Raw genomic sequence first — 12,547 nt, 5'->3', positions numbered from 1 at the left:
GCGACGCCTGGAATGCCCAAGCCTCAGGCCGCGCGCTGGAAATTCTCCACATTGCGCACCGCATCGGCGCCGTATTCGGCGTGCAGCTTCAGCTTCGCGAGCGTCGTGTGGACGGCCTGGTCCATCAGCGCGGCTTCTTCGAGCCATTCGCTGCGGGGCAAGCCCGCTTCGAAATGGGCTTCGGTCAGTAGCCGGACGATGCAGGTCGCCGCGCCGGTCGGGGCGATTTCATAGCGTTCGCTGGCGTGGGTGATGCGGCCTGCGCGCGGGGTGATCTGGGTGTCGAAAGCGTAGAGGCGGCCGGGTTCGGCATCGCTCACCACGATGGTGAAAACGTGTTCGGGCAGCAGATCGAGATGCAGGCGGAACCGCCCGGTGGCGACCGTTTCCACTGTGCCCACCGCGTGCTTCCAGCAGGTCGGATCGGCGAAATTGAGCAGGCCGAACAGCGTATCGGCGGCGCAATCCACTGCGATGGCGGCTTCTATGATGGCCGGACCCTGCTGAACGGGTGTGGCAGACTTTGCTTTGAACATACCGAACATGGGATTTTCCCCCTTTGCGACCCGTCAGGCATAAGACAACTGGCTTAAGACCGCCTGCGCGAACGTGGTTAATACCGGCTAACCATCATGATTTGCTGCTGGCCATGCGTCAGAACTTCTCTCCCGCCAGGATCATTGCCCGGCGCAGGCCTTTCTGGTTGATGTTCTGGATTTCGATGCCGGGGTGGGCGTTCACTTCCAGCACCATCGGCCCGTCGTTCTCGTCCAGAATGATATCGACGCCCAGATAGCCGAGCCCGATGGCGGCGCTGCATTTGGAGCTCATCAGCAGCACCCGGTCCCATTCGGGCACGGTGAAATCGATCAGTTTCGCGCCGGTATCGGGATGATGGGTGATTTCCTGCCCCACCACCATGGCCCGGGTGATGATGCCCGTCTCGATATCCACCGCCGCGCCGATGGCGCGCTGGTGGAGGTTGGCCTTGCCGTCCGAAGCTACGGTGGGAATGCGCATCATCGCCATCAGCGGATGTTCGCGCAGCGAAATCACCCGCACATCGGGCAGGCCTTCGGGCACCAGCCCGGCGATGCGCTTGTCGGGGCGGATCAGCGGTTCGATCAGCGCCGCGTCCTCGGCGGCGGTATCACCCGAAAAACCGCCATCGACGATCCGGCGCAGGTGGTTCATCACATCTGTCGCAGTAAGCTTGGTACCCGATCCCTTGTACCAGTCGTTGCCCTCGCGCCGCACTGCCAGCAGGATGCCATCGCCCTGGCTGCCGCGCGCAGGCTTGATCGCCCAGCTGTCGGGCAAGTCGCGCAGCGGATCGAAATCAAGCAGATCCCCATAGCTGGAGATGACGCATACCGTTCCGGTGGTTACCACGCCGCCAGCGTTCAGCGCCACCTTGGCTGCCACCTTGTCGCGCGCTGCCTCGATGGCCCAGCGCGGGTTGTACTTCGAGATGATCGCGTTGCGCAGGTTGATGCCGAGGATCTCGTCGATGTGTCCCTTCTGCGGAATTCTCAGTGGCGAAGCCGAAGGTCGATCCGAAGTTGGGCTCCGGGAAAAGCGGGACCACCACCGCCGGGCTGGCCTCGACAGCTCGGTCGGTATCCCGGACGGCAATTCCAGCACGTTCGTCGAGAGTTGCAGCAGCCTTGGCATTGCGTCTTCCTTCAAGCCAGATCGGGGCGAAACGTTTGATTTCGGACAGCCGCAGCCCGCGATACCGGCCCAGCAGGGCAATCGCGAGCCCGGCGAAACCGGGGAGCACCAGCGGCGAAATCTCGATCAGGGTGAGCGCGACGTGGCTCACCATCACGAACTGGATCACCAATGCCAGCACCAGTGTGTTGAGCGCCATCTGCGCGGCGGGGGCGGGGCCGTCCTTTTCCCATTGCCGCCACCAGCGTTCGACGCACAGTGCGGTCACCACCACGGGGAAGGCATCGACCTGCAATTCGGTGTCGAGCACCTGCTGCAATCCTGCGAGCACGAAGACCACGAACGAAATCAGCACCCCGAGGAAGCCCACCCGCGTCATCCGCAGCTTGAGCAGCGACGGCGCCGCGATCATGCCGACGCCCACCGCCGCAATCAGCACCACCGGCCCGAACACCGGGCCGATCTGGAGGAAGGCGATGGCGATCAGCATCGGGGTGAACAGGCCGAAGGCCTTCATCCCGATGAAACTGCGCGCCAGCACCACCAGGAAGGCACCGATCGGCAGCGCCATCAGCAGGTTGGACGGCTTCATGCCCCAGACGGCATAGGACACCGCCCGTTCGCCCAGCGAACTCGGCATCTGGAACGGGTTTTCGGTGCGGATCAGGCCGAGGATCACCAGCACGCCGATGAGGCCGATCACGGCAGCCCCGATCAGCGCCGGGCGCTTGATCTGCGGGGTGGCCTTTGCAAGCACCCGCCGCCATTTTCGCCAGCGGCTCAGCCGCCAATGCCGCACGGCTCTAGAAGGCATAGCCGACACTCAGCGACAGGCGATAGCCACGCCGGTCCCGAACCGGATCGTTGCTATCGCCGAACACGTACTTGGCTTCCGCTTCGATGCGCCACTGGCCCGGCCACCACAGCAGTTCCACTTCGGGAACGATCTGGCTGTCCTCGCGCGCTTCGCCTGCTGGGGTCAGCCGACCGCCAAAGCGGGTCTGGCGCAGTTCCACGGCGGGGCGCACCCTGAGGTCACTGGTGAGCGGGTGGGTGTAGGAAACACTGGCGCTTTCGCGGCTGTAGCGCCGGTCCGGATTGGCGGAATCGATGCTTTCGGTGCGCAGGTCGAAATTGATATAGTGATAGCGTCCCAGCCGGTGGCGGTAATCGGCATCCACGCGCAGGCCATCGCCCGTGGACGATGCGCCCCCTGGTCCTGCGCCATCGTCATACTCGCGATCCCGCCAGGTTCCGCGCAGGCGGAAGCGGTGCGCCTGTTCAGGTTCGAACTGCACGAGGATCGAGGTTTGCCGCTCGTCGGTATCGGCGGATTCGACCGAGACCAGATCGTCATAGGCGCGAAGGGCGAGTTCGACTTCCCATTGCTCGCCCAGCTCCTGTGTGAGCGAGGCCGAAATGCGGTCGCGATTGTAACCTGACCGCCCGGTGGCCGAACCGAACCGCTCGACCTCGATCCGGTCGGCCTCAAGCCGCAATTGTGTCGTCTCGTTGCCAAGTTCGACTCCGATTTGCCCGCGCAGATAGCCACCGTCACCGTTGATGATCAGCTCGTCGTCACGGTCCTCGCTTTGCGACAGGACTACGCCCGCCTCCAGCCGCGCAAAGGGATCGAGGCTCCAGCCGCCGCCGGGATCTGCCTGCGCGGCAATAGGGGTGGCGACCGCAAGCCCCACCGCCATGGAAAGCACCCGAAAATGTGCGCGAAAAATGGCTGCCCCGTTCATACTCGGGGCTTTTACGTAGTGATGGTTTACAACTTGCTAACTGTAAAACGAAAGGTTTGACCGCCCCGATCCGGACCCGCTCCGGCCCTATCCCTTGCCCCGCGTCTTCGTCTTCCCGGCGATTGCATTGTCTTCGAGGAATGCGATGATCTTTCCTGCAACATCGATGCCGGTCGCCGCTTCCACGCCTTCCAGTCCGGGAGAGGAATTGACTTCCATCACCACCGGGCCGTGGTTTGATCGCAGCATATCCACCCCGCACACGTTCAGACCCATGTGCTTGGCCGCGCGCACCGCGGTCGAGCGCTCTTCTGGGGTGATCTTGATGATCTTGGCGCTGCCGCCGCGGTGCAGGTTCGAACGGAAATCGTCTGCCGCGCCGGTACGCTGCATGGCTGCCACCACCTTGCCTCCCACCACCAGCGCGCGAATGTCGGTGCCGCCCGCTTCCTTGATGAATTCCTGCACCAGGATGTTGACCTTGGCCCCGCGAAACGCCTCGATCACCGATTTGGCGCTGCTCATGGTTTCGGCCAGCACCACCCCGATGCCCTGCGTGCCTTCGAGCAGCTTGATCACCACCGGCGGCCCCTTGACCGCCTTGATGATCTCCTCCGCCTGCTTGGGGTCATTGGCATAGGCGGTCAGCGGCAGGCCCAGCCCGTGCTTGGCAAGGATCTGCATCGAACGCAGCTTGTCGCGGCTGCGACCGATGGCAACGCTTTCGTTGAGCGGCCAGACCCCCGCCATCTCGAACTGCCGCAGCACCGCCAGCCCGTAATGCGTGATCGATGCGCCGATGCGCGGGATCACTGCATCGTACTTGCCGAGAGTCTTGCCTTCGTACAGCACCGTGGGGCGATGGCTGGCGATGTTCACCGAACAGCGGGTGGTGTTGAGGATATCGAGCGTGTGTCCGCGCGCCTCTGCCGCTTCGACGAGCCGTTGGTGCGAATAGAGCGTGGGGTTGCGCGCCAGCATGGCGATTTTCATGATCTGTGTCCTTTGGCCGGACGCATTCCCGGCGTCTGCAACCAGCTATGCCCGGAATCGACGACAAACCGGCGACGCAGCGAGGAACGCCCGATCAGCATCGGCAGCTTCATGTCCGAACGGTCGGCAAGGCTGATTTCCACGCGAAAGATCTGCCCGCCGATCCTGAGCGGAGTCTTGATGATCATCCGCCGCTGGGTCTCGCCATTGGAACTGGTCACACCGCGCCAATCCACCTGCACCGCTTCGCAGACCTGTCGCACGTGCTGCGCCGGAAAATCGACCGCAAACCGCACGAAATTCCTCCCGTCTCGCTCGAATTGCGCGAGCACGGTGGCGTGCAGCGAGGAAGTGCGTGCGCCGGTATCGATCTTGGCGGGGATGGCGTGGAGGCCGAGATCGGGCAGGTCCACCCGTTCGCGCCAGCCGATCACTTCGATGGGCCGGGCCGCCATTTTAGCAGGCTTTCCGGAGGCTTGGTCAGACATGCCCGCCCCCTAGAGCGGATTGCCGTCCCTGTCGCGGTAGATTTCGCGGCGGCCGACGTGGTTGGCCGGGCCGACCAGTCCGTCTTCCTCCATCCGCTCGATCCACTTGGCGGCGGTGTTGTAGCCCACTCCCATCTGCCGCTGAAGCCACGATCCGCTGGCCTTCTGGTTCTCGATCACGATCTGGCAGGCCTGCCGGTACTTGCGCTCTTCCGGATTGTCGGAGCCGGTGAACTCGTCCTCGTCGTAGCCGTAGCCGCCGTCTTCCGGCTCCTCGGTAACCGAATCGACATAGGCGGGGGCGCCCTGCGCGCGCCAGTGTTCGGCCACCTTCTCGACTTCCTCGTCGGAGACGAATGGCCCGTGGACGCGGGCGAGCGAGCCGGTGTTCGGCTTGTAAAGCATATCGCCCTTGCCGAGCAGCTGTTCGGCGCCCTGTTCGCCGAGGATGGTGCGCGAATCGATGCGGCTGGTGACGTTGAAGCTGATGCGGGTAGGGAGGTTGGCCTTGATGACCCCGGTAATGACATCGACCGAAGGACGCTGCGTCGCCATGATCAGGTGGATGCCCGCCGCGCGGCTCTTCTGGCTGAGCCGCTGGATCAGCACTTCGATTTCCTTGCCTACGGTCACCATCAGGTCGGCCAGTTCGTCCACGATCAGCACGATCTGCGGCAGCGCGGCGTAATCGAGTTCCTTCTCCTCGACCACCGCTTCGCCGGTGTCGGGATCGTAACCGGTCTGCACCGTCCGCTTCAATGGCTTGCCCTTGGCAGCGGCGGCGGCGACGCGTTCGTTGAAGCCGAGCAGATTGCGCGCGCCGATCTCGCTCATCATCCGGTAGCGGCGTTCCATTTCCTCCACCGCCCACTTGAGCGAGCGTACCGATTTGTGCGGCTCGGTCACCACCGGGGCGAGCAAGTGGGGGATGTCGTCGTAACTCTTGAGTTCGAGCACCTTGGGATCGATCAGGATCAGGCGGCACTGCGCGGGCGTGAAGCGATATAGCAGGCTGAGCAGGATTGCGTTGAGCCCCACCGACTTGCCCGAACCCGTGGTGCCCGCCACCAGCAGGTGCGGCATGGCGGCGAGATCGGCCACGATGGGATCGCCCGAGATTCCCTTACCCAGAATGATCGGCAGCCCGCCCTTGTTGGCCGCAAAGGCCTCGCTTTCGACCAGTTCGCGGAAGTTGACCGTCTGCCGGTTGGCATTGGGCAGTTCGATGCCCATCACCGTCTTGCCGGGGATCGAGGCGACGCGGGCGCTGATCGCACTCATGTTGCGGGCGATGTCTTCGGCAAGGCCGATTACCCGGCTGGCCTTGATACCGGGGGCAGGCTCGAGTTCGTACATGGTGACGACGGGGCCGGTCTTGACCGCCACGATCTCGCCCTTGACGTTGAAATCGTCGAGCACGGTTTCGAGCAGGCGGGCATTGCGTTCGAGCGCCAGCTTGTCGAGCGGCGGGGCCTGGTTGCCCTTGGCTTCCTCCAGCAGTTCGACAGAGGGCAATTCGTACTCGGCGAACAGGTCCTTCTGGCTGACCTTGGGTTCGGGCCTCGCGCGGCGCGGCGGAGCGGCGGCATCGCTGATTTCGGGCGCGCGGCGACGTTCGGCCAGGGCTTGCTCGTCGTCGTCGCGCTCGTCCTCGTCTTCCGCCACTGCGGGTTTGCGGCGTTGCTTGCGGGATTCGGGCTTGAGAGGATTGACCGGATCAGTGAGGCGCGGACGATTCCTGATCCAGTCGGGTACGGTGAGCAGACTCGCCCAGTCGAGCGCGAAAACCCGGCCCGCCAGTACCGCGCCGCCGATCAGGGTGGCGAGGCCAGCGCCAAGGATGGTCCAGACCCGCGCCGGTTCGGGCAGCAGTCCGGCCAGGGCCTGGATCGCGCCTTCGCCCAGCAGGCCCACGAGCCCGCCAAAGCCTGCCGGCCAGGAGTGGTTGCCGGGATCGGTGACGAGCGCGAAAGTCGTCGCCAGCAGGGCCATCGCCAACAGCAGCAGGCCGACCGCGCGCCACCATTTGCCGTCCCAGTGCTCTTCTTCCTCGGCATCGCGCCACAGCTTGCGCGCAGTGGCATAGGTGAGCGGCAGGAACAGCAGCGAAGTCCAGCCGAATGCAGTGAGCGCCAGATCGGCCATGAAGGCGCCGGGCTTGCCCATCCAGTTGTCCACCACGTCCCCGGCAGCGGTGGAAAGCGAGGGATCGGTCTGGCTGTAGCTGACCAGCGCCAGTGCAAGGAAAACTGTGAAGCCGAACAGCAACACCGCGCCCGTCAGCTGCGCAGAACGCGCGAGCGAGCGGCGGAAAGCGGCTTTCCAGTCTGTCCCGGCAGTGTTGGCCCGCGTGGCCATGGTGAATCCCCTTGCGTATGCGTCCCGACGGGGAGAATCCCACATGGGGACTCATGGGTCAATTTGTTTGTCATGAAGCCGCGTCCGCGGCTTCGTCCTCCCGGCTATTCCCTCCGCTTCACTGCGGGGCCGGTCCGGGCGGGCGGTTGCCCTTGCGGGCCTTCGGCCCGAGATTTGGCAAATTCAGCGTTTCAGGCTGAAAGCCCATCAATCGCAGCCCAACGCTCACATCCAAGGCGGCGCGAAGTGACGGAGTTCATCCCTCCCAGCGCGATGACCGGCATTTGCGCCTGCCGCGCGAGGCTATGCCAGCGCAGCGGGCCGAGCACCTTGCCGCCGGGATGCGAATTGGTCGGGAAGGCCGCAGAAAGCATCACCGCGTCCGCCCCCACGCGATTGGCCTGCGCAATCTCGCTCATATCATGTGCCGTGGCCACCCGCAGCAGATCGCATCGACGCGGATAGAGCGCCAGCGGGGCACCATAGATCCCGTCCGCACCCCATTCGCGCGCCGTCAGCGCCGAGTCGGCGAGGATCACCAGATGCCCCTCGGCGCGCGCGACCCGCGCCAGCTGGCGATATCGCGCCAGCCGCCCTTTCGGTGGCAGGTGGTAATGCCGGTAAACGAAGGCGGAAGGCGCGCCCAGTTGCCGCAGCCGAATTTCGAGCACCTCATCGTTGCGCGCGTCGGAAAGCAGCCACAGGCGGGGGAGGGACTGGAAAGACATGCCTCTCGCGCTATAGCGCGCCCATGAGTGAAAGTGCCACTGCCTCCGATTCTTCTGGTCGCATCGCCGCCGTGAACGCGGAAATCGCCCGCGCCTGCGCCATCGCCCGCCGCAAGCCGGAGGAGGTCACGCTGGTCGCGGTCAGCAAGACCCACAGCGCCGGGGATATCGCGCCCTTGATAGCCGCCGGACAGCGGGTATTCGGCGAAAACCGGGTGCAGGAAGCGCAGGCCAAGTGGCCAGCCCTGCGTGAAGCGACCCCTGGCATTCAACTGCACCTCGTCGGCAGCCTGCAATCGAACAAGGCGGAAGACGCCGCGCGGCTGTTCGATTGTATCCACTCTCTAGACCGGCCGAGCCTTGTCACCGCGCTGGCCAGGGCCTTCGACAAGTTCGGGCGGCAGGTTGCATCATTTGTGCAGGTCGATATCGGGCAGGAAGTGCAGAAAGGCGGCTGCCCGATTGCCGATTTGCCCGCCTTGCTGGCACAGGCGCGCGCGGCTGAACTGCCTCTTGCCGGGCTGATGTGCGTCCCCCCCGCAGGCATCGAACCCGCCCCCTATTTCGCGCTGCTGGCCAAGCTGGCCGACGATCACGGCCTGACAGGCCGCAGCATGGGGATGAGCGGGGACTTCCCCACCGCGATCATGCTTGGCGCGACCCATGTGCGCGTAGGTACCGCGCTGTTTGGCGCCCGCACTTGACGCGGGGGTGCTGCACGCGCCAAGTCCTTCATATCCGCCAATTCCGGGACGCCACGCCATGACCAGCCGCCTTCTCGCCCTGCCGCTCCTGCTCCTTTTCGCCGCGCCCGCCGCTGCACAGGACGACCCCTATGCCGCCTGCGCCGCGATGGAGAGCGATGCCGAGCGGCTGGCCTGTTTCGACGCCACCTATGCGCGCCAAAGCGTGGTGATAGCCGAGCGGGCGGAGCAGGCCGCAGAACAGCGCGAGGAGGTGTTCGGTTTTCGTGCCAGTGACGAGAATATCGAGCGTGACGCCACCGACAACAGTGTCACCGCCACCGTCACCGAGATCCTCCAAGGCGCGCGCCGGTCACAAGTGGTGCTGTTCGACAACGGCCAGCTTTGGCGCGAGATCGACGGCTCGACTCTGCGCAATCGCGTCCGCGTGGGATGGGTGGGAACGATCTCGCGCCACTGGAGCGGGGCGTACGAAATCCGCTTCGAAGAGGGCTCGGGCTATCTGCGCGTCGAACGGATGCGATAATCTTGCTACAGGTCGTACTTTACGCAGGTACGCCGCAACCGAACCTTAATGCCACCGGGGGTATTGCGTTGCAACACACAGACCCCCTCAGGAATTGCAAGGTTAACGGGTGAACGCGATGATAGATGTGGCCCAGCAGACCGGTCTGTCCGAAGGCACCGACTCCGATCACCGGAACAATGGCCGGGCGCGTGTCGATATCGATTGCGATATCCGGATCGGCAACCGCGCCTGGCGCCGGGCGCAACTGGCGGATCTGACGCCGGACGGCTTCCAGGTCACCATTCTCGACATGCCGCCGCGCGGCACTCCGCTGTTTATCCGCTTCGCCGGAATCCAGTTGCTTCAGGCCGAAGTGTGCTGGGCAAAGGTGGACACGGCGGGTTGCCGCTTCCTGACCCCGATCAGCCCCTACGTCTTTGATCACATCGTCGCCACCTGCGGCTGACGCAAGCCGGCAGCATTGCGCCGCGCTATTGCGCCGCTTCCTCCAGTTCGGTCTCGCCCGCCGCAACTGCATCGAGCAGGGCCCGTTCCACCTTGCGTAGCCGTTCCGCCGAATCGACCTTCATCCCCAAGAGGTCGGTGACGTAGAAGGTATCCACCGCGCGCTCCCCGTAATGGGTAATGTGCGCCGAATTGATCAACAGGTTCTGTTCGAACATCGCCCGCGTCAGCCGGTTGAGCAGCGCCGGGCGATCGGTTGCGTTGACCTCGATAACCGTAAAGCGGCTGCTCGCGTCATTATCAAAGGTAACTTCAGCCGAAACGCGGAAATTCTGCGCCCGCATGTGCTTCAGCGGGCGCTTGGCCAGGCTCGGTACCATGTCGATGCGATTTGCCAGTGCATCCTCGATCGCCTTCTGCAGGCGCTTGAGCTGCGATGGCTCGCTGAACGGCTTGCCCAGCGGGTCTTGCACCAGGAAATTGTCCACCGCCTTGCCAACCTTGTTGGTGTGGATGCGAGCGTCGCAGATATTGCCGCCTGCCAGATGGATGGCCCCGGCAATGCGGAAGAACAGGCCCGGATGATCGTTGCCGATCACCGTCACAAGCGTGGCCCCCAGTGCAGCGTAATACACGGTATGGATCGAAAGCGAATCCTGCGCTGCGCGGGCTGCAGCATAATGCGCGAGGTTGATGGCGATCACGTCTTCCGGCTCGGCGATCCAGTAGGTATCGTCGAAACGATCATCCAGATCGGCCACCAAGTGCGCCTTTGCGCCGAGCAGGTCGCCCACCCGCTCCTTCTTCGCCGCCACCCGCTCGGCGCGCCCGTGGGTCTTGTGTCCGAGCCGCAGCAATTCCTGCGCCGCTTCGTAGCAATCGGCGAGCAATTGCCGCTTCCAGCTGTTCCACACCCCCGGCCCGACCGCGCGGATATCGACGATGGTGAGCACGGTCAGCAGCCGCAACCGTTCAAGGCTCTGCACTTCGGCGACGAAATTGGCGATGGTGCGCGGATCGGACAGGTCGCGCTTGAAGGCGGTGGCGCTCATCCACAGGTGGTAGCGGACCAGCCAGGCGACGAGTTCGGTCTCCTTCTCGTCCAGCCCCAGCCGCGGGCACAGCTTGCGCGCCACCTCTGCCCCCAGCACCGAATGATCGCCGCCGCGCCCCTTGGCGATATCGTGCAGCAAGGTGGCGACGAACAGTACCCGGCGGTTGACCAGCTTGGGTATGATCTCGCTGGCGAGGGGGTGATCCTCGCCGTGCAATCCGCGCTCGATCTCGCTGAGCAGACCGATGGCGCGGATGGTGTGTTCGTCCACCGTATAATGATGATACATGTCGAACTGCATCTGCGCGTTGACCTTGCCGAAATCCGGCACGAACCGGCCGAAAACGCCGGCTTCGTTCATCCAGCGCAGCACCGTCTCAGGATCGCGCTTGCCTGCCAGCACCTGCATGAACAGGTCGTTGGCCCGCGGGTCGCGGCGAACTTCGGGGCCGATCAGCCCGGCATCGCGGCGGGCGATGCGGATGGTGCCGGGGTGGACTTCCAGCCCCTCGCGTTCGGCCACGGCGAACACTTCGAGCAGGCGCACCGGGTCTTTGGCGAACCAGTCGTCCGAGGGCGCAGCCAGCCTGTCTCCTTCGGCCAGATAGCCATCGACCTTCCGCGAGCGGCCCCGGCGGATCGAGGAAAAGAACCCTGCCACCCGGCTCTTTTGCGTCGCCTGTTCCTCCAGCTCGGCAAGGAACACCCCCGTCAGGTGGCCGACGTGCTTGGCCTGGAGGAAGTAGAACTGCATGAACCGTTCGACCGCGCTTTTGCCGGGGCGGTCGGCATACTGCATCCGCTCGGCCACTTCGCGTTGGAGATCGAAGGTCAGCCGGTCCTCTCCGCGACCCGAGATCGAATGCAGGTGCGCGCGCACTGCCAGCAGGAACCCTTCGGCACGGCGGAAGCTGCGGTATTCGCGTTCGGTGAACAGCCCGGTTTCGACCAGATCGGCGGCGCTTTTGACCCGGTGGGTATATTTGCCGATCCAGTAGAGCGTCTGCAAATCGCGCAGGCCGCCCTTGCCATCCTTCACATTGGGTTCGACGACATAGCGCGAATCGCCCATCCGCTTGTGCCGCGCGTTGCTTTCCTCGAGCTTCTCCTGCACGAAAGTGGCCTGGGTGCCGGGGACGACTTCGTTCCAGAACTGGGCGCTGGCCATGTCGTACACGCCCTTATCACCCCACAGGTAACGCCCTTCGAGCAGCGCGGTGCGGATCGTCAGGTCGCCCCTCGCCATCCGCACCATTTCCGCCAGCGAACGGCTGGAATGGCCGACCTGCAAGTTCAGGTCCCACAGGTAATAGAGGATCGCCTCGATCACCTGTTCGCACCAGCTGGTCGGCTTGTGCGGGGTGATAAACGCCAGGTCGACATCCGAATAGGGTGCCATCTCGCCGCGCCCGTAGCCGCCCACTGCCAGCAGCGCGATACGTTCGCCGCTCGAACGGTTGGCGGCAGGATAGACGTGGTCGATCACGTGATCGTGGATAACCCGGATCAGCTGGTCGATCAGGAATGCCTGGCTGTGCGCGTGCTCGTGCCCCGCGCCGGGGTGTCGGGCGAGCCTGGTACCGATTTCCTTGCGACCTTCGGCCAGCGCGTGGCGCAGCGCATCGACCACCCGCTGCCGCCCAGCCGTTGCGCCGTGCTGCTCGACGATTGCGGCGACGCTGGCCGCAAGCGCGCGGCGATCGATGATCTTGCGCTGCTGGGGGATGCTGGGAAGGTTCACGCGGGCGGAAATAGGCGCGCGCTGGCCGCATTGCAAAGCGGCAATCCCTTCCGTGCGGGTTAGCGGGGCTTTAACCCGCGCCTGCT

12 protein-coding genes are annotated in these 12,547 nt (G+C 64.4%); 3 read left to right on the top strand and 9 right to left on the bottom strand.

Translation table 11 applies throughout. The features are described 5' to 3' along the window. Window positions 1–23: 23 nt before the first annotated feature. The 8 genes from JY451_05190 to JY451_05155 form a co-directional block, all read right to left on the bottom strand. The gene (locus JY451_05190) at window positions 24–545 is read right to left on the bottom strand and encodes a hypothetical protein (protein QZH75973.1); all 522 of its coding nucleotides are present in this window, start codon (window positions 543–545) and stop codon (window positions 24–26) included. A 109-nt stretch (window positions 546–654) separates the two neighbouring features. Further along, a complete protein-coding gene (locus tag JY451_05185) occupies window positions 655–1,413 on the bottom strand; it encodes a hypothetical protein (GenBank protein ID QZH76769.1) in 759 nt (252 codons plus the stop codon). Next, window positions 1,340–2,488 carry a hypothetical protein gene (locus tag JY451_05180; protein QZH75972.1) on the bottom strand — a complete coding sequence of 383 codons (1,149 nt, stop codon included), beginning with the start codon at window positions 2,486–2,488 and terminating at the stop codon, window positions 1,340–1,342. Before JY451_05180 ends, JY451_05185 begins: the two co-directional genes overlap by 74 nt. Further along, window positions 2,478–3,377, bottom strand: coding sequence for a hypothetical protein (locus JY451_05175; protein ID QZH75971.1), 900 nt, complete (start codon window positions 3,375–3,377; stop codon window positions 2,478–2,480). Before JY451_05175 ends, JY451_05180 begins: the two co-directional genes overlap by 11 nt. A 132-nt stretch (window positions 3,378–3,509) precedes the next feature. Beyond that, window positions 3,510–4,415, bottom strand: coding sequence for a 30S ribosomal protein S6--L-glutamate ligase (gene rimK / locus JY451_05170; GenBank protein ID QZH75970.1), 906 nt, complete (start codon window positions 4,413–4,415; stop codon window positions 3,510–3,512). After that, window positions 4,412–4,870: an ATP-dependent zinc protease gene (locus tag JY451_05165; GenBank protein QZH75969.1), complete on the bottom strand. Its 459-nt coding sequence runs from the start codon at window positions 4,868–4,870 to the stop codon at window positions 4,412–4,414. The genes rimK and JY451_05165 overlap by 4 nt, the downstream gene beginning before the upstream one ends. A 42-nt stretch (window positions 4,871–4,912) precedes the next feature. Further along, complete coding sequence (locus JY451_05160; protein ID QZH75968.1) at window positions 4,913–7,261, bottom strand: DNA translocase FtsK 4TM domain-containing protein; 2,349 nt, start codon at window positions 7,259–7,261, stop codon at window positions 4,913–4,915. Window positions 7,262–7,452: 191 nt separating this feature from the next. Then, window positions 7,453–7,989, bottom strand: a complete 537-nt coding sequence (locus JY451_05155; protein QZH75967.1) for a thiamine phosphate synthase — start codon at window positions 7,987–7,989, stop codon at window positions 7,453–7,455. Window positions 7,990–8,012: 23 nt separating this feature from the next. Between JY451_05155 and JY451_05150 the strand changes: the two genes are divergently transcribed. The 3 genes from JY451_05150 to JY451_05140 all read left to right on the top strand — a co-directional run bounded on the left by JY451_05150 (window position 8,013) and on the right by JY451_05140 (window position 9,667). Beyond that, a complete protein-coding gene (locus JY451_05150; GenBank protein QZH75966.1) occupies window positions 8,013–8,693 on the top strand; it encodes a YggS family pyridoxal phosphate-dependent enzyme in 681 nt (226 codons plus the stop codon). Between the two features lie 58 nt (window positions 8,694–8,751). Further along, window positions 8,752–9,219, top strand: a complete 468-nt coding sequence (locus JY451_05145; GenBank protein QZH75965.1) for a hypothetical protein — start codon at window positions 8,752–8,754, stop codon at window positions 9,217–9,219. Between the two features lie 109 nt (window positions 9,220–9,328). Continuing rightward, window positions 9,329–9,667, top strand: coding sequence for a PilZ domain-containing protein (locus tag JY451_05140; GenBank protein ID QZH75964.1), 339 nt, complete (start codon window positions 9,329–9,331; stop codon window positions 9,665–9,667). 25 nt (window positions 9,668–9,692) lie between these two features. Here the strand turns inward: JY451_05140 and JY451_05135 are convergent, their stop codons facing one another. Beyond that, the gene (locus JY451_05135; GenBank protein ID QZH75963.1) at window positions 9,693–12,461 is read right to left on the bottom strand and encodes a [protein-PII] uridylyltransferase; all 2,769 of its coding nucleotides are present in this window, start codon (window positions 12,459–12,461) and stop codon (window positions 9,693–9,695) included. Between the last annotated feature and the right edge of the window lie 86 nt (window positions 12,462–12,547).

The sequence above is a fragment of the Erythrobacter sp. genome (assembly GCA_019739335.1).
Lineage (GTDB): Bacteria > Pseudomonadota > Alphaproteobacteria > Sphingomonadales > Sphingomonadaceae > Alteraurantiacibacter.
The sequence above is the reverse complement of the archived record's forward strand: the minus strand, read 5'-3'. Positions and strand labels throughout refer to the sequence as shown.

Bases quoted from the DNA above. Each gene is read 5' to 3' on its own strand.
- JY451_05190 (QZH75973.1), bottom strand. From the start codon at position 545: ATGTTCGGTATGTTCAAAGCAAAGTCTGCCACACCCGTTCAGCAGGGT.
- JY451_05180 (QZH75972.1), bottom strand. From the start codon at position 2,488: ATGCCTTCTAGAGCCGTGCGGCATTGGCGGCTGAGCCGCTGGCGAAAA.
- JY451_05175 (QZH75971.1), bottom strand. From the start codon at position 3,377: ATGGCGGTGGGGCTTGCGGTCGCCACCCCTATTGCCGCGCAGGCAGAT.
- rimK (QZH75970.1), bottom strand. From the start codon at position 4,415: ATGAAAATCGCCATGCTGGCGCGCAACCCCACGCTCTATTCGCACCAA.
- JY451_05165 (QZH75969.1), bottom strand. From the start codon at position 4,870: ATGGCGGCCCGGCCCATCGAAGTGATCGGCTGGCGCGAACGGGTGGAC.
- JY451_05160 (QZH75968.1), bottom strand. From the start codon at position 7,261: ATGGCCACGCGGGCCAACACTGCCGGGACAGACTGGAAAGCCGCTTTC.
- JY451_05155 (QZH75967.1), bottom strand. From the start codon at position 7,989: ATGTCTTTCCAGTCCCTCCCCCGCCTGTGGCTGCTTTCCGACGCGCGC.
- JY451_05150 (QZH75966.1), top strand. From the start codon at position 8,013: ATGAGTGAAAGTGCCACTGCCTCCGATTCTTCTGGTCGCATCGCCGCC.
- JY451_05145 (QZH75965.1), top strand. From the start codon at position 8,752: ATGACCAGCCGCCTTCTCGCCCTGCCGCTCCTGCTCCTTTTCGCCGCG.